Annotated in this window: 23 protein-coding genes; 17 read left to right on the top strand and 6 right to left on the bottom strand. The window is 71.1% G+C overall.

The genetic code is table 11. The annotated features are described in order from the left end of the window. Positions 1-54: 54 nt before the first annotated feature. The 10 genes from HW130_RS04695 (at position 55) to HW130_RS04650 (ending at position 12206) form a co-directional block, all read left to right on the top strand. Positions 55-1107, top strand: coding sequence for a LacI family DNA-binding transcriptional regulator (locus tag HW130_RS04695; protein ID WP_309140322.1), 1053 nt, complete (start codon positions 55-57; stop codon positions 1105-1107). An 84-nt stretch (positions 1108-1191) separates the two neighbouring features. Next, positions 1192-2787, top strand: a complete 1596-nt coding sequence (locus HW130_RS04690) for an FAD-dependent oxidoreductase (protein ID WP_177148105.1) — start codon at positions 1192-1194, stop codon at positions 2785-2787. Positions 2788-2812: 25 nt separating this feature from the next. Continuing rightward, positions 2813-3232 (top strand): extracellular solute-binding protein, encoded by a 420-nt coding sequence (locus tag HW130_RS04685; RefSeq protein ID WP_177148104.1) that lies wholly within the window; start codon positions 2813-2815, stop codon positions 3230-3232. 15 nt (positions 3233-3247) lie between these two features. Continuing rightward, positions 3248-4108, top strand: a complete 861-nt coding sequence (locus HW130_RS04680; protein WP_177148149.1) for an extracellular solute-binding protein — start codon at positions 3248-3250, stop codon at positions 4106-4108. Next, complete coding sequence (locus HW130_RS04675; RefSeq protein ID WP_309140321.1) at positions 4105-5085, top strand: sugar ABC transporter permease; 981 nt, start codon at positions 4105-4107, stop codon at positions 5083-5085. The genes HW130_RS04680 and HW130_RS04675 overlap by 4 nt, the downstream gene beginning before the upstream one ends. Then, a complete protein-coding gene (locus tag HW130_RS04670; protein ID WP_177148103.1) occupies positions 5075-5947 on the top strand; it encodes a carbohydrate ABC transporter permease in 873 nt (290 codons plus the stop codon). Before HW130_RS04675 ends, HW130_RS04670 begins: the two co-directional genes overlap by 11 nt. A gap of 2 nt (positions 5948-5949) precedes the next feature. After that, positions 5950-7329 (top strand): glycoside hydrolase family 5 protein, encoded by a 1380-nt coding sequence (locus tag HW130_RS04665; protein ID WP_218183108.1) that lies wholly within the window; start codon positions 5950-5952, stop codon positions 7327-7329. A gap of 24 nt (positions 7330-7353) precedes the next feature. Then, positions 7354-9303, top strand: a complete 1950-nt coding sequence (locus tag HW130_RS04660; protein ID WP_177148102.1) for a hypothetical protein — start codon at positions 7354-7356, stop codon at positions 9301-9303. Between the two features lie 110 nt (positions 9304-9413). Next, a complete protein-coding gene (locus tag HW130_RS04655) occupies positions 9414-11237 on the top strand; it encodes a glycoside hydrolase family 15 protein (RefSeq protein ID WP_177148101.1) in 1824 nt (607 codons plus the stop codon). A 639-nt stretch (positions 11238-11876) separates the two neighbouring features. Then, the gene (locus tag HW130_RS04650; protein WP_177148100.1) at positions 11877-12206 is read left to right on the top strand and encodes a DUF427 domain-containing protein; all 330 of its coding nucleotides are present in this window, start codon (positions 11877-11879) and stop codon (positions 12204-12206) included. A 2-nt stretch (positions 12207-12208) separates the two neighbouring features. On the opposite strand, the gene HW130_RS04645 is transcribed toward HW130_RS04650, so the two are convergent. Next, entirely contained in the window at positions 12209-12568 is a 360-nt protein-coding gene (locus HW130_RS04645; protein WP_177148099.1) for a winged helix-turn-helix domain-containing protein, read from the bottom strand. A gap of 125 nt (positions 12569-12693) precedes the next feature. Between HW130_RS04645 and HW130_RS04640 the strand changes: the two genes are divergently transcribed. Continuing rightward, the gene (locus tag HW130_RS04640; RefSeq protein ID WP_177148098.1) at positions 12694-13719 is read left to right on the top strand and encodes an STAS domain-containing protein; all 1026 of its coding nucleotides are present in this window, start codon (positions 12694-12696) and stop codon (positions 13717-13719) included. Positions 13720-13819: 100 nt separating this feature from the next. Here the strand turns inward: HW130_RS04640 and HW130_RS04635 are convergent, their stop codons facing one another. From HW130_RS04635 to HW130_RS04620, 4 genes are all read right to left on the bottom strand, one after another. Beyond that, entirely contained in the window at positions 13820-14833 is a 1014-nt protein-coding gene (locus tag HW130_RS04635) for an MASE1 domain-containing protein (protein ID WP_309140320.1), read from the bottom strand. Positions 14834-14888: 55 nt separating this feature from the next. Beyond that, on the bottom strand, positions 14889-15719 hold the full coding sequence (locus HW130_RS04630) for a PP2C family protein-serine/threonine phosphatase (RefSeq protein WP_177148097.1): 831 nt from the start codon (positions 15717-15719) through the stop codon (positions 14889-14891). Positions 15720-15816: 97 nt separating this feature from the next. Next, the gene (locus tag HW130_RS04625) at positions 15817-16086 is read right to left on the bottom strand and encodes a hypothetical protein (protein ID WP_177148096.1); all 270 of its coding nucleotides are present in this window, start codon (positions 16084-16086) and stop codon (positions 15817-15819) included. Between the two features lie 254 nt (positions 16087-16340). Next, a complete protein-coding gene (locus HW130_RS04620) occupies positions 16341-16802 on the bottom strand; it encodes a hypothetical protein (protein WP_177148095.1) in 462 nt (153 codons plus the stop codon). 332 nt (positions 16803-17134) lie between these two features. Here HW130_RS04620 and HW130_RS04615 point away from each other — a divergent pair, with 332 nt between their 5' ends. Further along, positions 17135-17416 (top strand): GlsB/YeaQ/YmgE family stress response membrane protein, encoded by a 282-nt coding sequence (locus HW130_RS04615; protein WP_177148094.1) that lies wholly within the window; start codon positions 17135-17137, stop codon positions 17414-17416. 234 nt (positions 17417-17650) lie between these two features. On the opposite strand, the gene HW130_RS04610 is transcribed toward HW130_RS04615, so the two are convergent. Further along, on the bottom strand, positions 17651-21025 hold the full coding sequence (locus HW130_RS04610; protein WP_218183135.1) for a pyruvate carboxylase: 3375 nt from the start codon (positions 21023-21025) through the stop codon (positions 17651-17653). 467 nt (positions 21026-21492) lie between these two features. On the opposite strand from HW130_RS04610, the gene HW130_RS36945 reads away from it, so the two are divergent. The 5 genes from HW130_RS36945 (at position 21493) to HW130_RS04585 (ending at position 24037) form a co-directional block, all read left to right on the top strand. Next, on the top strand, positions 21493-21771 hold the full coding sequence (locus tag HW130_RS36945) for a hypothetical protein (protein WP_177148093.1): 279 nt from the start codon (positions 21493-21495) through the stop codon (positions 21769-21771). A gap of 145 nt (positions 21772-21916) precedes the next feature. Further along, a complete protein-coding gene (locus HW130_RS04600) occupies positions 21917-22612 on the top strand; it encodes an NAD(P)-dependent oxidoreductase (RefSeq protein ID WP_177148092.1) in 696 nt (231 codons plus the stop codon). A 350-nt stretch (positions 22613-22962) separates the two neighbouring features. Further along, positions 22963-23220, top strand: a complete 258-nt coding sequence (locus tag HW130_RS04595; RefSeq protein WP_309140319.1) for a WhiB family transcriptional regulator — start codon at positions 22963-22965, stop codon at positions 23218-23220. A gap of 20 nt (positions 23221-23240) precedes the next feature. Then, entirely contained in the window at positions 23241-23375 is a 135-nt protein-coding gene (locus tag HW130_RS35650; protein WP_256355850.1) for a hypothetical protein, read from the top strand. A 68-nt stretch (positions 23376-23443) separates the two neighbouring features. After that, on the top strand, positions 23444-24037 hold the full coding sequence (locus tag HW130_RS04585) for a DinB family protein (protein ID WP_177148091.1): 594 nt from the start codon (positions 23444-23446) through the stop codon (positions 24035-24037). The last annotated feature ends 32 nt before the right edge of the window (positions 24038-24069 follow it).

Raw genomic sequence — 24069 nt, 5'->3', positions numbered from 1 at the left:
CGGCCCTGACACTGAACTCCGACGGAGAGATAATCCGCATTATCGGAGGCGTACGTGACGACTGGTCGCCCAGCGCGGCGGATAACGCAGCGGGACATCGCCCGCCTGGCCGGGGTCAGTCAGCCGACCGTCTCCCTGGTGCTCAACGGCCGTACCGACGCGGACATCCGCATTCCGCAGGAGACCCGTGAGCGCGTGCTGCGGGTGATCCAGGAGTACGGCTACGCGCCCGACCCGGTGGCCAGGCGGCTGGCCGCGAAGCACAACCGGATCCTCGGTGTCTTCACCTACGAAGCGGTGTTCCCCAGCGACACCAGCGATTTCTACCACCCGTTCCTGGTCGGCATCGAGGAGGCCGCCGAGCGGGTCGGCTGTGATCTGCTCCTGCTGACGAGCGCTTCGGTGACCGGTGGGCGGCGGCGCATCTTCGGCGGCGACAACCGGCTCCGCCTCGCGGACGGCTGCCTGCTGCTCGGCCGGTCGCTCGACCGCGACGACCTCACGCGGATGGTCGCCGACGCGTACCCGTTCGTGACGGTCGGCCGGCGCGACGACGCCGGTGGTCCGGTGCCGTACGTGGGAGCCGACTACGCGAGCGGCGTCGGCGAGTTGGTACGGCTGGCAGTGACCCGCGGGCACCGGCGCGTGGCGTACCTGGGGCTGCCGGCCGACGTGGAGTCCTCCGCGGACCGGCGGACCGGCTTCCTGCGGGCCACCGAGGCGGCGCAGAAGGACGGTGTCGTCGTCGCGTTCGACGTGCTGTCCCCCGGGCGCGAACCCGACGAGTTGCTCGCGGCGCTGCTCGCCGCTGAGGCCACGGTGGTCCTGGTCGAGCACTTCGCCACCGCCGTGGGACTGGTCGCGGCCGCACAGCGCCGCGGCCTGACGGTACCCGCCGACCTGTCGGTCGTGACACTGGGAGATCCGACGACTCCGGTACCGACGGACGTCGACTTCACGGGATTCCGCATCCCGCGGGAGGAAATGGGCCGACAGGCCGTCGCGTTGCTGACCGCACTCCTCGAAGGAGCGGAGGACACGCCACAGCGGCTCCTCCCCTGCGCACTCGTGACCGGCGCCACTCTGGCGCCGCCCCGCACCCCGTGAACAAGCCCTGGGACGGGCCTATCAACCGAGCCGTGAGACATCCGGCGCGACAGGCGATGGGACGCAACGGTGGAAGGAGCATGCATGGAGGCGGAAGTCCTCGTCATCGGCGGAGGGCTCGGCGGAGTGGCAGCGGCGCTGGCCGCGCTCCGCGCCGGCCGGAAGGTGGTGCTGACCGAGGAGTTCGACTGGCTGGGCGGCCAGCTCACGAGCCAGGCCGTGCCCCCGGACGAGAACAGCTGGGTCGAGCAGTTCGGCGCGACCGCGAGCTACCGGACCGTGCGGGAGGGGATACGCGACTACTACCGCCGCCACTTCCCGCTCACCGAACGCTCCCGGGCGTGGCGTCACCTCAACCCCGGTGCCGGGCACGTCAGTCGGCTCTGTCACGAGCCGCGCGTGGCCGTGGCGGTCCTGGAGGCGATGCTCGCTCCGTACCGGGGCAGCGGACGGCTGCGTGTGCTGCAGCCGTACCGCCCGGTGTCCGCCGAGACCGACGGCGACCGGGTCAGCGCCGTGACGGTGGCCCACCGGGACGGGGACGACGAGATCACGGTCACCGCGCCGTACGTCCTCGACGCCACCGAGACGGGCGAGTTGCTGCCGCTGACGGGTACCGAGTACGTCACCGGTTTCGAGGCGCAGTCCGAGACCGGCGAGCCCAGCGCCCCGGACGTGGCACAGCCGCTGAACATGCAAGCCGCGTCGGTGTGTTTCGCGCTGGACCACGTGGACGGTGATCACACCGTCGACAAGCCGGCCCGGTACGGCTTCTGGCGCACGTACCAGCCGGACTTCTGGGGCGGTCCCCTGTTCTCGCTGAGCGCTCCTCATCCGAGAACGAAGGAGATCGTCGAGCGCGAGTTCACACCGAACCCGGACGACGACCCGCTGGCCGTCGTCGCGGACCAGCGCCTCAGCCCCGGGGACAGCAACCTGTGGACCTTTCGGCGCATCGCGGCGCGGCGCAACTTCGCCGACGGCGCCTACGAGAGCGACATCACGCTGGTCAACTGGCCGATGATCGACTACCTGCCCGGCCCGGTCTTCGACGTGCCCGACGCCGCCGAGCACCTCACGGCCGCCCGTGAGTTGTCCTACTCGTTCCTGTACTGGCTGCAGACGGAGGCCCCGCGGCCCGACGGCGGCACCGGCTACCCCGGGCTGCGGCTGCGCGGCGACGTCATGGGCTCGGCGGACGGTCTCGCGCAGGCCCCGTACATCCGCGAGTCGCGGCGCATCCGCGCCGAACGCACCGTCGTGGAACAGGACCTGTCCCTCGCGGTGCGGGGCGACGCCGGTGCGGTGGAGTACCCGGACTCGGTGGGCATCGGCATGTACCGCATCGATCTGCACCCCTCCACCGGCGGCGACCACTACCTGGACGTGGCGTCCTGCCCGTTCCAGATCCCGCTCGGGGCGCTGCTGCCCGAGCGGATGGAGAACCTGCTCCCCGCGGGCAAGAACATCGGCACCACGCACATCACCAACGGCTGCTATCGCCTGCACCCCGTCGAGTGGAACGTCGGCGAGGTGGCCGGCGCACTGGCCGCCTTCTGCCTGGAGCGCGGAACCTCCCCGCGCTCCGTGCGCAACGCACCGGATCTGCTGGCCGACTTCCAAAAGCGCCTGACGGACGAAGGCGTCGAACTGCGCTGGCCCGAGATAGCCGCTTACTGAACCGCGAACCGCAAGGAGTCTGGACATGAATCCGACGAGACGCTCCGTCATCGCGGCCGGCGCTGCCGGCGTGGCCGCTCTCGCCGCCGGCTGCTCGGGCGGTGGGAGCGGCACAGGGACGGTCGCCGGCGACGGCAACCTCCGCATCTCGGTGTGGACGGCGAACAAGGACCACCTCGCCCTGCTCAACAGCATCGGGGCGGCGTTCAAAGCCGACCGACCCGAGGTCAGGAGCGTCACCTTCGAGTCGCTCAACCCCGCCGACTACACCACGGCCCTGACCACCCAGCTCGCCTCGGGCAACCCGCCCGACCTGGGCTGGATCCTGGAGACGAACGCGGCCGACTTCATCGAGGCCGAGACCCTCGTCGACATGGCGCCGGACATGAAGGCCGACGGCGACTACCGCTACAACGACCTGGAACCGGCTCTGCTGAACCAGTGACGGCGCGGCACGTCGCTGTACGCGTACCCGTTCTCGAGCTCTCCCTTCGCCGTCTTCTACAACGCGGACGTCCTGGCGAAGGCCGGGGCGGCCGACCCGGCCGAGCTGGTCGCGGACGGCGCCTGGACCTGGGACGCCCTGGCGGAGGCGGCGAAGAAGGTCACCGACGCCAAGGCGGCACGGTTCGGACTGGTGATCCACGAGTTCGAGTACAAGCAGTGGGACCGGCTCTACCCGATCATGGGCGCGTACGGCGCCGCGCCGTGGACGCCCGACGACGCCTGCGGGTTCTCCGATCCCAAGATGACGGATGCGATCGACTTCCTGCGGTCCATGGCGTTCACGGACCGGTCCACGCCGGCTCCCGGGGAGCAGGCGGACTTCTTCTCCGGTGAGAGCGCCATGGTCATCTTCCAGGTCAGCAAGATCGGTCCGCTCGCCGACGTGAACTGGAAGTGGGGCACGGTGCCCCTGCCGTCAGGACCGGCCGGCGACCGCCAGGTGATCGGGCAGGCGGGTCTCGGGGTCTTCGCCAAGGGCAGGAACCTGGACCTGGCCAAGGAGTTCTTCCTGTACTCCACCAACACGGAGAACGCCGCGAAACTCGCCCGGTTCTTCCCGCCGCCGCGCGCCTCGCTGCTGACGGCCGAAACCCTCGCCGAGACGAACCCGCTACTCAGCAAGGATCAGCTCCAGGAGGTCATCGTCGACTCGCTGAAGTCCGGCACCGTGCGCCCCGGACATACGGGGTACGCCCAGCTCTCGGAGCAGACGCGGGCCGGCCTCGACGCCGCCTGGAAGCCGAAGGCCGACACCCGCAAGGTCCTGCGTGACCTGTGCACCTCCATCCAGCCGATCCTGCGGACCGGGTCGTGAGTCTCCTCGTTCGCAAGGCCCCCGCGCCACCGTCCCGGCCCGCCCCTGCCCCCACCGGGGGCGCGCCGGCGCGCAAGGACGGCGGCAGGCGCCGGACACCGCGGTGGCGCCGGTGGGACATGCTCGCCGGGTACGTGCTGGTCGCCCCGCAGATGCTGGGATTCGCCGCCTTCGTGCTGGGTCCGCTGGTCGCCGTCGTCTACTACAGCCTCACCACGTACAACAACCTCACGGGTGAGATGGGTTTCGTCGGCGGTGAGAACTACCAGCGGCTGCTCGACGACCCGCTCGCGGTCGAGGTGGCGAGGAACACGGCCGTGTTCTCCCTGGGCCTGGTGCCGTTCAACATCTGCCTCGCTCTGGTCCTCGCCGTACTGCTGGACCAAGGCCTGCGCGGCACCGTCGTGTTCCGCGCGATCTTCTTCTCGCCGACGGTCGTGTCGATCATCGCCTGGACGGTGGTGTGGGGTTTCCTGCTCAGCAACGACGGCGGCGTCAACCTGCTGCTGCGCACGGTGGGCATCGAGGGGCCCAACTGGCTGCGGGAGCCGGACACCGCGATGTTCTCGGTGATCCTGGTGCAGGTGCTCAAGGGTGTGGGCGTGAACATGGTCCTCTTCCTGGCCGCCCTGCAGGCCGTCCCCACGGAGATGCGAGAGGCGGCGATCGTCGACGGCGCCTCCCCCTGGACCGTCTTCCGCCGGATCACGCTGCCGATGATCAGCGCGACGATGCTGCTGACCGCGATCGTCACCGTGATCGGCTCGCTCCAGGTCTTCGGCCAGATCCTGGTGCTGACAGTCGGCGGTCCGGGCAACTCCACGACCGTGCTCGCCTATTACATCTACCTGCAGGCATTCAAGTTCTTCGACCTCGGCTACGCGAGCGCGCTGGCGGTGGTGCTGTTCGTCGCCGTTCTGATCCTCACCGCCGTGCAGTGGTGGCTGCGCAAGAAGTGGGTGTTCCATGAGCAGTGAAACCCTGGGTATCCCACGGCGCCGCCCGTGGGGACCGGTCGTACGCCGGTCCCTGCTCTACGCGCTGATGCTGGCCCTCGCCGTGCCGTTCGTGCTGCCGCTCCTGTGGATGGCGAGCAGCTCGCTCAAACCGATCTCGGAGATCTTCGCCTACCCGCCGTCCCTGCTGCCCGGGGAGTGGCGTTGGGACAACTACGCCCGCATCGCCGACTACCAGCCCTTCGGTCAGCAGTACTTCAACAGTGTCTACATCGCGGCCCTGGTCTCCGCGGGCAGCGTCATGGTCTCGGCCATGGCCGGCTACGCCTTCGCCCGGATCCGCTTCGCCGGCCGGAGCATCATGTTCGTCCTGCTGCTCACCGCCCTGCTGATGCCGAGCGAGGTCGTCATCGTCCCGCTGTTCCGGCTGTTCTCCGAGATCGGCTGGACCGACACCCACTGGCCGCTGATCCTGCCGGCGGTCTTCGGCGGCAACGCTGTCTTCGGCACGTTCATCATGCGGCAGTTCTTCCTCGGTCTGCCCGCCGAACTGGAGGAGAGCGGACGGCTCGACGGGCTGGGACGTTTCGGGCTGTTCTTCAAGATCGCGCTGCCGCTCGCCGGACCGTCGCTGTCGGCCGTGGCGCTGCTGTCCTTCCTGCACAGCTGGAACTCGTTCCTCGAACCGCTGGTGTTCCTGCGCACCCCGGAGCTGTTCACACTGCCGCTCGCCCTCACCCAGATCGTGGACGCCCAGGGAAGCCCCGTCTGGAACGTGCAGCTGGCGGCCGGCACGCTCACCGTCATCCCCGTGCTGGCCGTGTTCATGGTGGCCCAGCGGTGGTTCATCAAGTCCATTGTCAACAGCGGCCTGAAGGGCTAGCGATGAGAATGTTGAAAGCGACCGGCGACCGCCTCACCACTTCCTCCGGGGAACCGGTGACGCTGCGAGGTGTCGGGCTCGGCGGCTGGATGATGATGGAGAACTTCCTCAACGGCTTCCCGGGCACCGAGCACCAGGCGCGGGACGCCCTGCGCCGCACCATGGGCGCGGGGCGGGCCGACCGGCTCTTCGACCGCATCCTCGACGAGTTCTTCACCGACGCCGACGCCGCGCTCATCGCCCGCACCGGTCTCAACTGCGTACGCATCGCCGTCAACTACCGCCACCTCGCCGACGACTCCCACCCCTTCGACATCAGGCAGGAGGGCATGCGGCGCCTGACCGCCGCCGTCGACGCCTGCGCCCGGCACGGCCTCTACACCGTCATCGACCTGCATGCCGCGCCCGGATTCCAGAACCAGTCGGAACACAGCGACAACCCGACCCACCATGCGTGGCTGTGGCGCCATCGCCACTTCCAGGACCGGCTCGTGGCCATCTGGGAGGCCCTTGCCGACCACTTCCGCGGCCGTCCCGAGATCGCGGGGTACAACCTGCTGAACGAACCCGGCGACCCCACGGGTGACGTGGTCGGACCGTTCTACCAGCGGCTCACCACCGCAGTGCGAGCCGTCGACCCCGACCATGTGATCTTCCTCGACGGCAACCGCTACGCCAACGACTTCGACGTCATCGGCGACTCGTACGACAACACCGTCTACTCGGTGCACGACTACGCCCTCGCCGGGATCCGCGACGCGACGACGTATCCCGGCGACGTACGCGGCCGGTACGTCGACCGTGCCGTCCTCAAGGAGCGCTTCCTGGAGCGGACCGCGCACTCCCGCCGTACCGGGACACCGGTGTGGGTCGGCGAGTTCGGCCCGGTGTACTCCGGCGACCCCGCGGTCGACAAACACCGCTACGCGGTCCTCCGCGACCAGCTGGAGATCTACCAGGAGCACGGCGCGAGCTGGTCGATCTGGACGTACAAGGACACCCACCTGTCCGGCCTGGTGACACTCGACCCCGACTCGCCCTGGTCCCGGCTGCTGCGACCGATCAGGGAGAAGAAGGAGCGGCTGGGCACCGAGCCCTGGTCCACCGGCGAGGACGGCATCGCCCACGTCCTCGCCCCGCTGGACGAACTGCTCGCCGCCGAGTACCCCGGCTTCGACCCGCCCCCGTTCGGCCGGCGCTGGTACGTGCGCCGGCTGGTCCGAGAACTTCTTCTCGGCGAGCCCATGCTCGAGGAGTTCGCCGCCCTCTTCTCCCGCCTCGACGACGCCGGGATCGAGGACCTCGCCGGCTCGTTCCGCCTGGACTCCTGCGTACGGCGCTCGCAACTCCTCTACCTGCTCGCGGAGTTCACCCGCGACTGAGGCCCTCTTCTGAAGGAGACAACAGTGCGTCACCCGACAGACCCGTGCCCTCCCCCAGGCCCCGGCCTCCCCGGCCTCAGCCGTCGCGCCCTGCTCGGCGCCGTCGGCGGCACCGCGCTGCTCGCCGCGCCGCCCGCCGAGGCGGCCGGCCTGACGAGGACGGGACTGCCGCTCCTCGAACCGTTGCCGAAAGGCGCCCCCGACCGCACACTGTTCGCTCCCGAGGAGCAGCGGTTCGCGCCGTATCTCGTGATCCTCGCCCCGATGGCCAACGAGATCGAGGACACCGACCCCGCCACCTACGGCTGGTTCACCGGCGGCTGGTGGCGCACGCCGAACGTGCCGTACAACGCCCGCATCCAGGAGCACGTGTACACACTGAGCTGGTTCCACGCGCATCCCCGGCCGTGGAACCCGTACGCAGGCGACCCGGCACTGCTGGCCCGCCTCGACGCGGCGCTCCAGCACTACCTGCGCCTGCAGCACGACGACGGCTCCTGGCCCGAGTACCGGCCCACCGAGCACTCCCGTGCCGCCACCGGCTTCGGCCTCGGCTACCTGAGCAAGACACTGCAGAATCTGCGCACCACCGGGGCGCTGCCCACCCGGCAGGCCGAGATCCGGACCGCTCTGCGCAAGGCGATGCAGTGGTTCCTCGACCCCGGCAACATCACGGTCTGGGAGTCGCCCCTGAAGTACGCCAACCAGCACATCGCCGGCCTGGCCGGGGCGGCACTGTGCCTGGACCTGGATCCGGAGCCCGCCCTGCGGGAACGGCTGGTGGAACGCATCGCCTTCGTCGTCGCTCACGGGCAGAGCCCGCACGGCTTCTTCTACGAGCCCCGTGGGATGGACGTCGGTTACAACTTCGAGGTCATGCTGCCGGACATGGCCGAGATCCATCACCTCATGGACGAGCCGGCCATGCTCTCCATGGCCCGTGGCTTCGCGCCGTGGCTGAGCTACAACCTCGTCCGCGAACCCGACGGCTCGGGCTGGTTCACCAACGTCGCCGCGTCCGCGCGTACCAGCATCCGCGCCCTCGACGACGAGATACGTGAGCCCGACCGCACCCACCTGGGCTCGCTCTTCGTGCCCGGTGCGCCGGGACTGGCGCCGTTCTTCACGACCCGTGAGGACAGGGCCGCCGCACGCGCCGCCTGGGCCGCGGATCCGGCGCCCGTGCCCGCGCTGCAACGCGGCAACACCTCACCGCGCATCATCGCGCACGTGCCGTACGGCGAAGCCTTTCCCACCCGTGCACACAAGCAGGCCGCCATCGCCGAGCTGCCCTGTCTGCAACGGGACACCTTCGTGGAACTCCGCCGCGACGGCGGCCAGGAGTTCCTGTTCGTCCGGCGCCCGGGTCTGTATCTCGGAGCGTTCTTCGGTCACCGGGCCACGCCTCTGGTCCGCTCCGGCCTGTCCTTCCTCTGGCACCCCGACGCGGGCATGGTCGTGTACTCGCTGAACGGCGACGCCGGCTGCTGGGCCACGCAGCTCGCCGACGGACGGCTCGACGCCGACGGCAACCTGGCGGCCGAGTACGTCGCCGGAGCACACGCGCGGCCGCGGAGCGGCGAAGACCCTTCGTCCGACGCCCCGTTCGGAGTCCGGTACCGCACCCCCGACTCGGCGATCACCACCGAGGTCACCGTCACCCGGCAGACGGTGCGCCGTGTGGTGACCACAGGCTCGGCGGCGACCGAGCTGATCCCGCTCGTCGTGCACCCGGCCGACGGGGTGACCTTCACCGACGGCACATCGGCGTCCTACGGCTCCGCCACGACGGCCACCGCGGACGGCCTCACACTGCGCCGGGGCCGCACCACGGTCCAGATCCGGTGGGCTGCCGTGCGCACCGCGAGCCTCACCGCGATGCCGACGACGTACTTGCGCGGAGGCGCGCGGCGCGCCCATCTGCTGCGCATCCCGCATGACGGCACGCTCCACCTGACGGTCGGCTTCGGCTGAACCGCCGCGTGGGCGCGGCCCGCGTCGCAGCGCCTCCCGATGACGCCCGCATGCCTGACGAAACGTCCCGACGTACCGTAGGAAACGGGTGACGTCGTGAAGGGACCGCCATGCTTCGTTGGCCGCCTGTCGCGGATCACGGGCTCATCGGGGACCTGCGCACGGCCGCACTCGTGACCTCCGAGGGGGTGCTCGACTGGTTCTGCACTCCACGATTCGACTCACCGAGCATGTTCGCGGGGCTGCTCGACCATGACCGCGGCGGTCACTTCGCGATCACCGCGCAGACGTCCGGTGCCACCACACGGCAGCTGTACCTGGCGGACACAGCAATCCTGGTCACACGGTTGATGACCGCCGACGGAGTCGGGGAGGTCATCGACTTCATGCCGCTGGGTGAGGCCGAGGCCCCGGCGGACCGGCACCGCATCGTCCGCGTCATGCGCGTGACCCGTGGCACGGTCGGCTTCCGGCTGGCGTGCCGGCCCCGGTTCGACTACGGGCGCGCCGGACACAAGCTGGTGCTGGAGCAGGGGGTGGCGTACTTCCGCGGCCCCGACCAGACCGCCTGCCTCCAGGTCGAAGGGCCGATGACGCTCGAGAGTGACGGGCAGGACGTGCGGGCGGACGTGGTGCTGCGGCAGGACGAGCGGGCCGCAGCCGTCCTGACGGTGTGCGACGGCCCTCCCGGACCGCTCCCGCCACTCACCGAGGGAGGCATCCAGCGGGAGTTCCGCTCCACCTACGACTACTGGCACCGTTGGCTTCACCGCAGCCGGTACCGGGGCCGCTGGCAGCAGTCGGTCAACCGCTCCGCGATCACACTCAAGCTGATGACGTACGCACCCACGGGTGCGCCCGTCGCGGCGGTCACCGCGGGCCTGCCGGAGCAGCTGGGCGGCGAACGCAACTGGGACTACCGGTACACCTGGGTGCGTGACGCGGCGCTGTCGGTGAAGGCGCTGCTGGACCTCGGGTTCGAGGCAGAGGCGGATGCCTTCCGGCGCTGGCTCGGCGCCCGGATACCGGCAGGCCCGACGGTGACCGGTGAGCCGCTCCAGGTCATGTACCGGGTGGACGGCGACCCGCACCTCGACGAGGAGGTCCTCGGCCATCTGGAAGGTTACGGTGGCTCGGCGCCGGTCCGGATCGGCAACGGTGCGGCCGGCCAGCTCCAGCTCGACATCTACGGCGAAGTGGTCTTCGCTCTCACCCGTGCACCCGACATCGCTCAGCTGGCCGGGTACAACGGCTGGCAGCGCCTGCGCGCGCTGCTCGACTGGCTGGCGCACACCTGGGACCGTCCCGACGAGGGCATCTGGGAAACCCGCGGCGGCCGCAAGGACTTCACCTTGAGCCGGGTGATGTCCTGGGTGGCCTTCGACCGCGGTATCCGCCTGGCAGCGCAGGTGGCACGGCCGGCCGATGTCGCCGGCTGGACCGCCGCGCGCGATGCGATCTTCGAGCAGGTGATGGACCGGGGTTACAGCACTCGTCGCGGTGCGTTCGTCCAGCACTACGGAGCCGAAGTCCTCGACGCGGCACTGCTGTTGCTGCCCTCCGTCGGTTTTCTCTCCCCGAAGGACCACCGCTGGCTGTCGACCCTGGACGCCATGGAGCGGGAACTGGTCTCGGACAGCCTCGTCCACCGCTACAACCCGGCCGCCTCACCCGACGGACTGCGCGGCAGCGAAGGGACCTTCTCCCTGTGCAGTTTCCTGTACGTGGAAGCTCTGGCCCGCGCCGGTCGCCTGGGAGTGGCCCGCTACGCCTTCGACAAGATGCTCACCTACGCCAACCACGTCGGCCTCTTCGCCGAGGAGATAGGCCCGACCGGCGAACAACTGGGCAACTTCCCCCAGGCCTTCACCCATCTCGCGCTCATCAACGCGGCATTGGCCCTCGACGAGGAGCTGGACCGTACGGAGAGGTGATCCGGCTTGTCGCCCGACGGGGCGCGGCCCGACGCCGGCGGCGCCCCGCGCTCGCCACCGCGTGCGGCGGCCCTCGCTCCCCGACCCGCTCGTGGTCGGCGTCGTCGGCGACGATGAGGCCGGGACGGGCCCCACGGCCGGTGCTGCCTGGCACTCGTCCGACCCGCAGGGCTCCGGCTGCGGCAGTGCGGTCGGACCGACGGCGGGGATTCCACCGTCTCGTCCGTACGCCGGACGGCTGGTGTTCGGGACGCGACGACACCCGACAGCGCGGTGCCGCGCGGGCCGCGTGTCGCGGCCGCGAGCGGCGGGACGCCGACGACGAGGAAGCTGACGGGCTCACGCCCGTGCAGGGCGAACTCCACGACGGGATCGGCCACGACGGCGACGACCGGCAGCCACCACACCCACCGCTGCCGCAGCAGCCCGGCGGCGGGCGTCGCCACGGCTCCTCGCGGCGCATCGGGCCTGGGGAAACATGCGCCGAGGCAGGCATGATCCTCTCCTGTTCAGGCCAGGTCCGGCGATCTGCCGCCGCAATCGGCACCCGCCGGGAACACCTGCGGCCTCAGCGAGGTTGACATTGCGAAGACCTTCCACAGCACCGCCGTTCGGTACCGCGCAGCCGAAGGAGAGCACATGTCGCCGGGTCATCGCATCACGATCGAGCAGGGCACGCAGCATGTCCGTGTGGTTCACGACGGTACGGTCCTGGCCGAGAGCCGCCGGCCGCTGCTCCTTCACGAGACCGGCCTGCCGGTGCGCTACTACCTGCCGCCCGACGACGTGAACACCGCGCTGCTGACGCCGTCGGATTCGCGCACCCACTGCCCGTACAAGGGGGACGCCTCCTACTGGTCCCGGCCGGGGGCGGCCGATCTCGTCTGGGCGTACCTCGACCCCAAGCCCGATGTCGCCTCGATCAAGGGGCACTTCTGCTTCTACGACACCGAGATCGTGACCGGCTGACGTCAGTCGGCACTCCGGTCCCGCTCGCCCGGCTCGTCGTCGCCGGTGCGGTGGGGCAAGGGACCGGGCGCGTCCGTCAGCAGCTCCAGGAGCGGGGCGATCGGCCGGTCGCCCTCCGCGGGATGGCGGAACTTTCCTCCGGCGTCGATCTGGTACCTGTTCCGCCTGCCCTCGCGCGTGCGGGTCAGGTAGCCGGCCTGCTCGAGGTCGGAGAGCAGCGCCTGCACGGTCCGTTCGGTCAGGTCGAGCGCCGACGCCAGGTCGCGGATGCGAATCCAGGGGTTGCGGGCGACCGCCGTGAGGACACGGGTGTGATTGGTGACGAAAGTCCAGGTACTGCGTGAGGGGTCGGACGTCTCCATGCATCGATCGTACGACCTTCCATACAGGCATCCAAAAACCGGAAATACGTTTCAGGTGTCTTGACGGCCGTACGGGCGCGTCCGAGCATGGGAGTGCAGGTGCTCCGCCCGGAGAGGAACTGCGCATGACCACTCGTGACAGTTCCCGCTTCGCGGTGACGGTGACCGGAAGCGGACCAGGCCGCTCCCTCGCCACCGTCACGGGCGAGGTCGGCTCCGAAGCCGCCGACACGTTCCGCGAGACGCTGACCGCCGCGCTGGACGCCGGCACCGGCCTCGACGTCGATCTCAGCGGCGTCTCCTCCTGCGACGCCTCCACGGTGCACGTGCTCACGGAGGCTTTCGTGCGCGCCCGTGACGCCGGACGGACGCTCGCCGTGGTCGCGGTGTCGCCGCCGGTCGCCGGCCAGCTGGAACTGCGGGGCGCTACGGGCCTGTTGGAACAACGGGCTCCGGAGGACGAGTCCGACGGCGGCCCCGACGACCTGCTGGCCGCGGTGTGCGACGCCCTGGCCGCCGAGGGGTTCGACATCTGCGCGCCCGACCGGACGGACACCTCGGGCCTCACCGTACGGCCTGGCCCCGGCGGCGTCGTCGTGAGCTGGGCCGATCCCCTCGACCTGCGCGCCCGCGGCGAGTTGGTCCGCGGCCACCGGCGTGAGGGGCCGCCCAGGCTGGAGGGCATACTCCGTGCGCTGCACACCGCGGTGACCGCGGCGCTCACGCACGCCGGGTTCATGGTGGAGGAGCAGCAGGGGCAGCGCCGGATCGTCGTCACCGGCCACCGGGAGCCCGTCGGGCGCCCCGGCCCGGCCGACCACGCGCAGGATGCTGCCGGCGGCACCGACGAGACGCCGGGGAGCAACGGCGAGGCTGCAACCGTCCTCGGCCGGGTCAGGGACGCCGTCGGTACCGACGCCATGATCGCCGAAGCGAGCGGCATCATCGCCGCCACGTCGAAGGTGGACGCGGCCGACGGGCGGGCCGCTCTCGTCGACGCGTCGCGCCGCATGGACGCTCCCGTGCCCCATGTGGCGGAACTCGTCATCCGCTGGGCCGCGACGGGCGAGATCTCCGCGGACCTGCGCGAGGCGCTCCAGCAGGGCGTCACCGAGCCTGACGTCGACGGGGCCCCCGGCGCACCGGTGTGACGCCGAGCGGCCGGTCCTGCCGGCGCCCCTCGTCGCCCGGGGCGTCAGCTGCGCCGCGCTGATGGGGGCGGGAACGGCTCACTGCCGGGCCCGGAACGGCTCACGGCGGGAGTCGGCGGGGCGGGAATTCGTACGATCCGGGGCGCGGCTCGGGCGGGGACTCGTACGACTCGGGGCGCGGCTCCATCTCGGCCACCATGTCGGCGAACCGTATGCAGACCTGTTTGATCTCCTCGTATGTCCTGTTGCGGTCGGTGATGACGGCTGCGAGGAGGAGGGCTGTGAGCGCTGTCGTGCCGTTGAACGCCTGCAGGGTGACCATGCTGGAGAACAGGTCCTGACCGGCGAACGGCCCGCTTTCCCCGGCCGCGGCCAGAATCGCCTGCGTGGACGCCGCCAGCGCGCACGGTGCGGCGCCGGCCAGCTGGAAGCGGAGGGCCGCCCAGATCAGCACGGGGAAGACGAGGAAGAGCAGGGTCGTGTGCGGCGTGCGCGTGGCCAGACTCGTGACGAAGACCGTCGCGGCCACCAGCGCCGCCCCCTCGGCCCATCGGCCGGGCCCTGCCCGCCGCGGCCACCGTGCTCCGCGCAGCACGAGCAGGAACGGCGCGACGACAAGGACCCCCATCGCGTCGCCGGTCCACCACACCGACCACGTCGGCCAGAACTCGCCCGGCTCCAGCGCCCCGGAGACGACCAATGCGCCACTGCCGATGGTCGAACTGATCAGCATCCCGGCGAGAGCGCCGAGGAAGACCAGGGCCAGTACATCGCGCAGACGGTCCAGCTCGACCCGGAACCGGGCTTTGCGCAGCATCAGACAGGCGCAGACCGGCGCCAGGGTGTTGCCCGCGGTGATGGCGAGCACCGCTGCCGCGGAGGGTCCGAGGGACACATTCACCAGGAACGCACCGAGCGCGACGCCCGGCCAGACGCGCATGCCCAGGACGAGCAGCGCGGCCAGCGCGACGCCGGTCGGCGGCCACAGGGGGGTGACCTGGTCGCGTACCAGCTGCTGAAGAAGCCCGATCCGCGCGGCCCCGTAGTAGACGGCCGCGACAAGAAGGATCCGCAGAGCAGCAGACCCGTAGCGACCGATGTCCGCACTGCGCACGACAGCAGTCTGCGCTCGTCCCGGCTCCCCGGCGACCCCTGGCGGAGCGACGAGGTCAGCCGGGCCCCGGCGGGCCGTCGTAACGCACGACGAGGACCGCCGCATCGTCACGGTGGCCGGTCAGGTCGGCCACCTTGACGACGGCCGAGGCCAGTACCTCGGGGTCGGCGTCGAACCCGGCGCGTACCAGCTTGGCCACCTCGTCCAAGCCGGCCTCGATCGGATAGCCGGGGCCTTCCACCACTCCGTCGGTGAGCAGGACGAGCACCCCCGCCTCCGTCAGACGCCGACGCGTCACCGGATAGCGCTCGCCCGGCACGATGCCGAGCGGCGGCCCACCGCGGTCGAGGGCTACGCCGGAGTCGCCCCCCGACGTCGCCCAGACCATCGGGACGTGGCCGGCCCGGGACACCGTCAGGTCACGGCTGACCGGGTCGAAACGCAGGAAACAGCAGGTGGCGAACAGGCCGCACCCCATCGAGATCAGCACGTCGTTGGCGCGGCTCAGCACCTCGCGGGTGTCGCTGGTCGCCTCGGCGACGGCTCGCAGGCTGGTGCGCACCTGCCCCATGAAGGCGATGGCCTCCACGTCGTGTCCCTGCACATCACCGATCGCGAGCGCCAGTGACCCGTCCTTCATCACGAAGGCGTCGTACCAGTCGCCTCCCACGTCGAGACCGTCCCGTGACGGCGTGTATCTGGCGGCGAGGTGCAGCCCCGGCAGCTCCGGCAGCCCGGGCGGGAGCATGTGACGCTGCAGAGCCATGGCCAGCTCGACGCGGGCCCGCTGGAACTTGATCCGTTCCAGGGCCTGATCGACGAGCTGCCCGAGAGTGACCAGGAGTTGCTGCGCACTGTCGGGCGGGTCGGGGCGATGTCGGTGCATCACAGCTCCGGGTGCTCCCGCGGGCTTCTCACCTCACCCTAGACCCAGCCCCACCCGCGCTCTCGGCGGACGCGGGGCGACGCGGCGGCCCGGGCCGTCACGGGCTGTCGCCCTCCCAGTCGAACCGCTGGGGATCACCGGGACGCGGCCCGTACAGGGCCCGCCCGCCGGGCCCGTAGCGGCCGAGCTCGGTGGTCAGTGCCGCGCCTTGCCGGAGCCGCTCGGCTGTCCATCCGGTGACGTCCAGGAACAGGCCGTCCAGCGGACCGCCGACCAGGTCGACATAGACGCGCCCGGGCCGCCTGCCGGCGTCGGGATCGTCGTGGTCGGCCCCGTAGACCCGCCCTCGCATGATCTGCTCGTCCATGCCGGAAGCTTCTCAGCCGCCACTGACACAGCGAGCCGCCCAGCCGCCGGAACGACTGCGGGCGTGGCGGGGTCCGCACCACTCCCCCGGGTCCGGCACCACTCCCCCGCGTCGTCCGTGATCCGTCGGACCGAGGACCGGCGTGGCCCAGGGCTCCAGCGGCCGGTGGCGGGACCTGGCCACCCGGCAGGGGAACATCGGTCCCCTGCGGGCTCGGACCGGCGCGAGAACGCTCGTCGAGCGCGCGACGGCGGTCAGATCCGGCCGCGGGCCAGACGCGTCAACGGGCCGGTCGGGGGCTTCGCCGTGGATCGTCCCAGGGCGAAGGCGGCCCCGGCGACACCCGCGACGCCCGCCGCCGCCCCGGCGGCGATCGCCTTCCTGTGCTTGACGGCCTCCCAGGCGGTACCTGCGGCAGTGGCGGCCTGCGCGGCGTTGGCGGTCACCGCCTGCTGCCCGGTCTGGAGACCCGCGGCGGCGGCGCGCCCCACACGCCTGGTGGCTTCGCCTGCCGCTCGCACGGTGGCCGAAGCGGACTTCCTGGCATCCTGCGCCGCGGACTCGGCTCCGGCGGCGGCGGTCTTCGCCTCGGACCCGGCCTGCTTGCCGGTGGTCGCGGCAGCCTGCTTCCCATGGGAGGCGGCGGACCGGGTGCCTGTGGTCTTCCTGGCCTTCGCGGCACCGGAGTTCCTGGAGCCGTTGCCTTCAGCGGTCATGACGTTCTCCTTGCCTGTCAGTTGCCTGTCAGTTGGCTGTCAGGGTCCGAGCGCCCGGGGAAGATCTCTCGCCGAACGCTCTTCCGCACTGCATGACGCCGGTTCGCCTGCCCGTACGAACCGGACGTATGCGTGACGTCGCGGTGTGCCGGATCCGGCGGCGGAAAGCCGCCGCCCACTTCCGTGCGATCCCTGCTCCATGCCTCGGTGACAGACCCTCATCCGCTGCCTCGCCGCCATGAGCGGCGGGCCCCGCATGCCCGTCGACGAATCCCCACGGGCCGCGCGGGTACCCGAGGCGAAGGCCGCGACGTCGAAGGAGGCCGTCTGCCATGGAGATCTCCGGACTCTTCACCGCTCTCGTCATCGGCACGACGATCGGGCTGCTGGGACGGCTCGTTCTGCCCGGCCGTCAGCACATCGGGGTCCTGTGGACGCTCGTCGTCGGTACGGCCGCGGCTCTCGTCGGCTCGCTGGTGGCATCCGCCCTCGGTGTCGCCGACACCCGAGGGATCGACTGGCTCGAATGCCTCGTCCAGGTGGCCCTGGCAGCGCTCGGAGTGGCCGCGCTCGACCGGGCGTTGGCAGGAAGCGCACGCCGCCGCACGAGGTGACTCCGGCGGCCGCAGGCGTGAGGACGCCGGCCGGCGGTCGTCCTCCCCCGGCTGCCGCCCGCGCCCCGGTAGTCACCGCTCCAGCGGCGCGTACCGGGGCCACGCCGTCCCCCTGACGGAGTCACGGCGCGGGCGGCCCCGACCAGGTCCAGGGCGTCGTCGACCGCCCGCCCGGCCGGCCGGTTGCCCGCCGGACCCGAGGACCGCGTACCGGTGACGGCCCCGATGGACGGCTCACGCGATCTCGACGAGGAGGTCGCCGCCCTCCACCTGTTGGATGCGGTTGATGGCCAGCCTGGTCACCCTCCCGCCCTTCGGGGCGGTGATCGCCGCCTCCATCTTCATCGCCTCGATGGTGGCCACCGTCCCACCGGCTTCCACCTCGTCGCCCTCGGCGACCGCGAGCGTCACCACGCCGGCGAACGGCGCGGCGACGTGCCCCGGGTTGCCCCTGTCGGCCTTCTCGGTCGCGGGTACGTCGGCGGCCACCGCGTTGTCGCGTACCTGGATCGGCCGCAGTTGGCCGTTCAGGGTGGACATCACGGTGCGCATGCCCCGTTCGTCGGCCTCGCCGATGGCCTCCAGCTCGATGAGCAGCCGCACGCCCGGTCCGAGGTCGACGGCGTACTCCTTTCCGGGGCGCAGCCCGTAGAAGAAGTCCTTGCTGTCGAGCACGCTGGTGTCGCCGTAGGTCTGACGGTGTGTCTCGAACTCCTTCGCCGGTCCGGGGAACAGCAGCCGGTTGAGCGTCGTCCGCCGGTCCTTCTCGAGGCCGGTGCGGTCTTCCGCGGTCAGCTCCCGCACCGGCTTGGGCTCGGCGCGGCCCGCCAGCGCCTTGCTGCGGAACGGCTCGGGCCAGCCGCCCGGCGGATTGCCCAACTCACCGCGCAGGAAGCCGATGACCGAGTCCGGGATGTCGAACCTGCCGGGCTCCGCCTCGAAGTCCTCCGGGGACACGGCGGCGCCCACGAGGTGCAGCGCGAGATCGCCGACCACCTTCGAGGACGGGGTGACCTTCACCAGCCGGCCGAGCATCCTGTCCGCGGCGGCGTACATCGCCTCGACCTCCTCGAAGCGGTCGCCGAGTCCGAGTGCGATCGCCTGGGTGCGGAGGTTGGAGAGCTGGCCGCCGGGGATCTCGTGGTGGTACACGCGCCCGGTCGGCGAGGCGAGACCGGCCTCGAACGGTGCGTAGATCCTGCGGACGCTCTCCCAGTACGGCTCCAGGTCGCCGACCGCCTGGAGGTCGAGTCCCGTCGGCCGCTCGGTGTGGTCGGTCGCGGCGACGATCGCCGACAGCGACGGCTGCGAGGTGGTGCCCGCCATGGAGGCCACCGCCCCGTCCACGGCGTCCGCACCGGCCTGGACCGCCGCGAGGTAGGTGGCGAGCTGGCCGCCCGCGGTGTCGTGCGTGTGCAGGTGCACCGGCAGGTCGAACTCCCTGCGCAGCGCGGACACCAGCGTGGCGGCGGCCGGGGCGCGGAGCAGCCCGGCCATGTCCTTGACGGCCAGGACGTGGGCACCCGCGGCCACGATCTCCTCGGCCAGCCGGAGGTAGTAGTCCAGGGTGTAGAGCCGTTCCGACGGATCGGACAGGTCGCCGGTGTAGCACAGCGCCACCTCGGCGACCGCCGACCCGGTCTCGCGTACGGCGTCGATGGCGGGCCGCATCTGTCCGACGTCGTTGAGCGCGTCGAAGATACGGAAGATGTCGATTCCGGTGGCGGCCGCCTCCTGCACGAAGGCGTCCGTCACCTCGGTCGGGTACGGGGTGTAGCCCACGGTGTTGCGGCCGCGCAGCAACATCTGGAGGCAGATGTTCGGTACGGCTTCGCGCAGCGCGGCCAGGCGCTCCCAGGGGTCCTCCGCGAGGAAGCGCAGGGCGACGTCGTAGGTGGCACCGCCCCAGCACTCCAGGGACAGCAGCTGCGGCAGGGTGCGCGCCACCACAGGGGCGACGGCGAGCAGGTCCTTGGTCCGGACCCGGGTGGCGAGCAGCGACTGGTGGGCGTCCCGGAAGGTGGTGTCGGTGACGCCGATGGTCGGCGACTCGCGCAGCCGGCGTGCGAAGCCCTCCGGGCCGAGCGCGGTGAGCTGCTGCCGGGAGCCGGCGGGCGGCTCGGTGGCGGGCAGCAGTGGCAGCTTGGTGGTCGGCGCGATCAGGTCGGGCCGCGGGCCGTGGGGCTTGTTCACCGTGACGTCGGCGAGGTAGGTGAGCAGCTTCGTGCCGCGGTCGGCGGAGTGGCGCGCGGTGAGCAGGTGCGGCCGCTGCTCGATGAAGGAGGTCGTGACGTGCCCGGCCCGGAAGTCCGGGTCGTCGAGCACGGCTTGCAGGAACGGGATGTTCGTGGACACGCCCCTGATGCGGAACTCGGCCACCGCGCGCCGGGCACGGCTGACCGCGGTCCTGAAGTCCCTTCCCCGGCAGGTCAGCTTGACCAGCATCGAGTCGAAGTGGGCGCTGACCTCCGTACCGGCGTGGGTGGTGCCGCCGTCGAGGCGGATGCCCGAACCGCCCGGCGAGCGGTACGCGCTGATCATGCCGGTGTCCGGGCGGAAGCCGTTGGCCGGGTCCTCGGTGGTGATCCGGCACTGCAGCGCGGCGCCGCGCAGGACGACGGCGTCCTGCGTCAGGCCGAGGTCGGCCAGCGTCTCGCCGGCGGCGATGCGCAGCTGGGCCTGCACCAGGTCGACGTCGGTCACCTCCTCGGTCACCGTGTGCTCGACCTGGATGCGCGGGTTCATCTCGATGAAGACGTGGTTGCCGTCGCGGTCGAGGAGGAATTCCACGGTGCCCGCGTTGCGGTAGCCGATCCGGCGGGCGAACTTGACGGCGTCGTCGCAGATGCGCTCGCGCAGTGCCGGGTCGAGGTTCGGGGCGGGCGCGAGTTCGATCACCTTCTGGTGGCGGCGCTGCACCGAGCAGTCGCGCTCGAAGAGGTGGATGACGTCGCCCTGCCCGTCGGCGAGGATCTGCACCTCGATGTGCCGGGGGTCGACGACGGCCTTCTCCAGGAAGACGGTGGGGTCGCCGAACGCGGACGCGGCCTCACGGGCCGCCGCCTCGATGGACTCACGCAGCGTCGAGGGGTCCTCGACGCGCCGCATGCCGCGCCCGCCGCCGCCGGCGACCGCCTTGACGAACACCGGGAAGCCGATGCCCTCGGCGGCCGCGACCAGTTCGTCCACGTCGGTGGAGGGCTCCGACGAGCCGAGCACGGGTACGCCGGCCTCGCGGGCGGCGGCCACGGCACGTGCCTTGTTCCCGGTCAGCTCCAGGGTCCGCATGTCCGGCCCCACGAACGTGATGCCCGCCTCCTCGCAGGCACGGGCCAGTTCCGGGTTCTCGGACAGGAACCCGTAGCCCGGGTAGACCGCGTCCGCACCGGCCAGACGTGCCGCCCGGATGATCTCCTCCACGGACAGGTAGGCCCGCACCGGGTGGCCCGGCTCGCCGATCTCGTATGCCTCGTCGGCCTTGAGCCGGTGCAGCGAGTTGCGGTCCTCGTGCGGGAAGACGGCGACCGTGCGCGCACCCAGTTCGTAACTGGCGCGGAACGCGCGAATCGCGATCTCTCCACGGTTGGCGACCAGCACCTTGCGGAACATTCCGGATCCCTTCAGCCTGCCGGTGACGAACACCATGGTGTCGGCGACGTCTCTGTCGTGCCACACGGGTCCCGGCCGCTCCCGCGGACCACGCCGGGCGGGATGCCCGAGCGCTCGACCCGGCCGCAACGCTACGGGTGGGACGGGGGTTTTCTGAAGGGCCAGGGCCCGTCGAGCGGATCACATCGGCCGTGATCGGATCATCGGCCGACGCCCGACGGTGCTCCGTCCTGCCGGTGCCCGACAGGCTGGTCCACGGCGATGTCGTCGCCGTCGACTCCGTCCGGTTGCGGTGTGACGGGACGGGCGCCCCGACGCGTGCCGCCCGGTCCTTCTCGAGCGCCGGCCGTGCCCGGCACGCCGCTCGGACACTGCCCGCTCCTCGGGGTCCGCGCATCAGCCGGCGCCCGAAGGCCCCGCCGTCCCGTCCTCGTCCCTCGCTCGCGGGGCCGCTTCGGGCGCCGAGGATGTCCGCGATCTCGGTGTGGGCGAACCCGAACGCCTCGTGGAGGACGAACACCGCCCGTTCGAGAGGGCTGAGGATCTCCATCACGACCAGCAGCGCCATCGACACCGCCTCGGTGCGCAGCGCCCGCTCGGCCGTGTCGGTGGTGTCGTCGCGCGGGCCCGCGGCATCGGGGGTGATCAGCGGTTCGGGCAGCCACGGCCCGATGCAGGTCTCGCGCCGACGGCTGATCCTCGCCCGCCAGGCCAGCGCGTGGTTCACCGCGATGCGCACCAGATAGGCGCGCGGATTCCCGATCTCCGCCGCCGAGGACCGGCGGCCGCTGCTGCCCGCCCATGACAGCCGGCAGCAAGACCGTCGTGACGACCCGGCCGTGCCGCCATCGATGCCATGGCCAGGGTCCACCACCACAGGAGGGACAGCGCGTGAGGCTCGTCGTCCTCGGAGCCAACGGACCGACGGGGCGCTGGACCACCGCGCAGGCCATCGCCGAAGGGCACACGGTCACCGCCGTCACACGCCGCCCCGACGCCTTTCCCCTCGACGGCCCGCGCCTGCGGGTGATCGGCGCGGACGTGTACGACTCCGCCGCGGTCGAACAGGCCGTGGCCGGCCAGGACGCCGTGATCTCGGCCCTCGGCGTGCCGTACACCCGCCGCCCCGTCACCGTCTGCTCCCGTGGCCTCAGCCACATCGTCGGGGCCATGAACAGGCAGGAGGTCCGGCGCCTGGTCTGGGTGACCTCCACGGTCCTCTTCGACACGGAGGCACCCGGCGAGAGCCTCCTCTTCCGCAAGGTCGTCGAGCCGCTCGTCGTGCGCTCCATCGGCCGCACCGTCTACGAGGACATGCGGCGCATGGAGCGGATCGTGCGCGACAGCGACCACGAATGGACCGTCGTCCGCCCCGCCGGCCTCTTCGACGCCCACACCGTCAGCCACTACCGGACGTCCACCGCACGCCTCCCCGGCCGCTGCACCTCCCGCGCGGACCTCGGCGACGCCCTGCTCCGCCAGGCGACCGGAGCCGGACACCTACGCGCGTGTATCGACGTACGCACCACCGAGAACACCCCGAGTCCTGTCGCCCTCCTACGGAAGGAAGTACTCGGAAAGTCGTGAGCGGGTCCGGTTCCGGCGCCGGCAGCCCGTGCCTGAGGCGCGCAGGTACCCCAGACCGCGCCACAGGGGCGGCGACGGCAGCACGGGCCCCGCCGCGACGGGGGAACGCGGCGGGGCTCCGCGCTGTCATCTACCCCACCACCGGCGCCCCAACACCCGCCGGCGGTCATCTCATAGGGCTCGGTGTGAAGTCCCTTTCCGGGGTTGGCAGTTCACGCTGACGAGGCCGGGTCACCCTCCAGGCCGCCGAAGCGTACCGACGTGTTTCGCGGCCGACCAGTCCGGTCACCCGCAACAGGAGGCGCGGCGAGGAACGCCGCGCCACCCGAGCCCGGAAGGGAGAGACGCACGTGCTGAACTGGCGTGAGTACGCGGCATGCAGGAACGAGGATCCCGACCTGTTCTTCCCCATCGGCACCGGCGCACCGGCCCTTGTGCAGGCGGAAGCCGCCAAGCAGGTCTGCGCGCGGTGCCCGGTACGGGAACGGTGCCTCGAGTGGGCCATGGAGAACAACCAGGAGTCCGGCGTCTGGGGCGGGCTGAACGAGGACGAGCGCCGTTCCCTCAAGCGTCGCCGGTCCCGCCGTGGAGACCGGCACGCGGCGTGAACGAGTCCTGCGCTACGAGCATGTGTTCTCAGCTCGTCTCGGCGTGTGTGCCGGCCTCGTACCGCAATTTCGCCGACAGCTCGTTGCCCTCCTACGACGCGGAGGCCGCCTCACTGCTGCTCCAGCGCACCCTGGCGTTCCTCGAGGAGGGGTGAGCGGGCGCGAGCTCCCCCACGTAGGAAAAGACGGTGGACAATGATCGCGCGAGCGGCAGACTGGCCCCATGACCGCATCGGATCCCAAGCCCGACCTTCACTTCTACCTGCAGTCCGCCCGCGACGCCCTGTTGTGGAAGCTCGAAGGGCTCTCGGAGTACGACATCCGCCGCCCCATGACGCCGACGGGCACCAACCTCCTGGGCATGGTGAAACACGCGGCCGGCGTGGAACTGGGCTATCTCGGCGACACCTTCGGCCGGCCGTCCGGCGAGCCGCTGCCCTGGCTCGAAGACGGTGCCGAGCCCAACGCGGACATGTGGGCCACCGCCGCCGAGTCACGCGAGTACATAGTGGAGCTCTACCGCCGGGCGTGGGCGCACGCGGACGCGACGATCGACGCGCTGGCTCTGGACACGATCGGCACAGTGCCGTGGTGGCCCAGCGGCAGGGACGAGGTGACGTTGCATCATGCCGTGGTGCGTGTGATCGCTGACACTCACCGGCACGCCGGGCACGCCGACATCATCCGGGAACAACTCGATGGCGCCGTGGGGATGAACAAGGGCAACGACAGCATGCCGCCGGGTGACTCGGCGTGGTGGGAGAACTATCGCGACCGACTGGAGCGCGCAGCTCGGGAAGCCGGCCGCGATGCGTAGATCCGGACCGGACCGACCGGGACCCCCGCGCC

Source organism: Streptomyces sp. PKU-EA00015 (assembly GCF_013387495.1).
GTDB lineage: Bacteria > Actinomycetota > Actinomycetes > Streptomycetales > Streptomycetaceae > Streptomyces.
The sequence above is the reverse complement of the archived record's forward strand: the minus strand, read 5'-3'. Positions and strand labels throughout refer to the sequence as shown.

Coding starts and splice junctions, on each gene's coding strand:
- HW130_RS04690 (WP_177148105.1), top strand. CDS start 1,192: ATGGAGGCGGAAGTCCTCGTCATCGGCGGAGGGCTCGGCGGAGTGGCA.
- HW130_RS04685 (WP_177148104.1), top strand. CDS start 2,813: ATGAATCCGACGAGACGCTCCGTCATCGCGGCCGGCGCTGCCGGCGTG.
- HW130_RS04670 (WP_177148103.1), top strand. CDS start 5,075: ATGAGCAGTGAAACCCTGGGTATCCCACGGCGCCGCCCGTGGGGACCG.
- HW130_RS04665 (WP_218183108.1), top strand. CDS start 5,950: ATGAGAATGTTGAAAGCGACCGGCGACCGCCTCACCACTTCCTCCGGG.
- HW130_RS04655 (WP_177148101.1), top strand. CDS start 9,414: ATGCTTCGTTGGCCGCCTGTCGCGGATCACGGGCTCATCGGGGACCTG.
- HW130_RS04650 (WP_177148100.1), top strand. CDS start 11,877: ATGTCGCCGGGTCATCGCATCACGATCGAGCAGGGCACGCAGCATGTC.
- HW130_RS04645 (WP_177148099.1), bottom strand. CDS start 12,568: ATGGAGACGTCCGACCCCTCACGCAGTACCTGGACTTTCGTCACCAAT.
- HW130_RS04640 (WP_177148098.1), top strand. CDS start 12,694: ATGACCACTCGTGACAGTTCCCGCTTCGCGGTGACGGTGACCGGAAGC.
- HW130_RS04630 (WP_177148097.1), bottom strand. CDS start 15,719: ATGCACCGACATCGCCCCGACCCGCCCGACAGTGCGCAGCAACTCCTG.
- HW130_RS04625 (WP_177148096.1), bottom strand. CDS start 16,086: ATGGACGAGCAGATCATGCGAGGGCGGGTCTACGGGGCCGACCACGAC.
- HW130_RS04620 (WP_177148095.1), bottom strand. CDS start 16,802: ATGACCGCTGAAGGCAACGGCTCCAGGAACTCCGGTGCCGCGAAGGCC.
- HW130_RS04615 (WP_177148094.1), top strand. CDS start 17,135: ATGGAGATCTCCGGACTCTTCACCGCTCTCGTCATCGGCACGACGATC.
- HW130_RS04610 (WP_218183135.1), bottom strand. CDS start 21,025: ATGTTCCGCAAGGTGCTGGTCGCCAACCGTGGAGAGATCGCGATTCGC.
- HW130_RS36945 (WP_177148093.1), top strand. CDS start 21,493: ATGTCCGCGATCTCGGTGTGGGCGAACCCGAACGCCTCGTGGAGGACG.
- HW130_RS35650 (WP_256355850.1), top strand. CDS start 23,241: ATGTGTTCTCAGCTCGTCTCGGCGTGTGTGCCGGCCTCGTACCGCAAT.
- HW130_RS04585 (WP_177148091.1), top strand. CDS start 23,444: ATGACCGCATCGGATCCCAAGCCCGACCTTCACTTCTACCTGCAGTCC.